1 protein-coding gene is annotated in these 536 nt (G+C 69.2%); it reads right to left on the bottom strand.

Translation table 11 applies throughout. From position 1 onward, the window contains the following. Positions 1-140: 140 nt before the first annotated feature. The coding region (locus tag IE217_RS34415) for an alpha-glucosidase C-terminal domain-containing protein (RefSeq protein WP_190181886.1) at positions 141-536 on the bottom strand (396 nt) is incomplete at its 5' end.

Here is a 536-nt window from a genome sequence, read left to right as displayed (position 1 = left end):
CAGGTCGCCGATGCCGTCGCCGTTGCTGTCCTGGAAGGAGCGCACCAGGACCTCGTAGAACACGGCACGCTTGAACCACTCCGGATCCCGGTCCCTGGCGGGGGCGTCCTCGAAGATGTCCGGGACGGGTTCGTTGACAGTCATGGCGCGGGGGGCCCTCCGATCTGCGGCGAGGCGGACGATCGCTGGACATGGAGCACGTGCGCGGGCCTCCGGCCGGGTTCCAGCCGCACGTAGGCGTTCCTGCCCCAGTGGTAGGTCTCACCCGTCAGTTCGTCGAGCACCGGCACCGACTCGTGCCGTTGCAGGCCGAGTCGCGGCATGTCCAACGAGACCGTCGCCTCCTGGGTGTGGTGGGGATCGAGATTGGCGACCACGACGACGGTGTCGCGGCCCGTGGTCTTGCTGTAGGCGATGACGGCGTCGTTGTCGGTCGGATGGAAGCGCAGGTTGCGCAGCCGGCGCAGCGCCAGGTGGCGGCGGCGGATGTCGTTGAGGCGGGTGATGAGGGGGGCGATGGTGCGGCCCTCGCGTTC

This window comes from Streptomyces naganishii JCM 4654 (assembly GCF_014650575.1).
In the GTDB taxonomy this organism is placed as follows: Bacteria; Actinomycetota; Actinomycetes; order Streptomycetales; family Streptomycetaceae; genus Streptomyces; species Streptomyces naganishii.
Note: the sequence above shows the minus strand (reverse complement) of the source record. Positions and strands in the feature narration are given on the sequence as shown.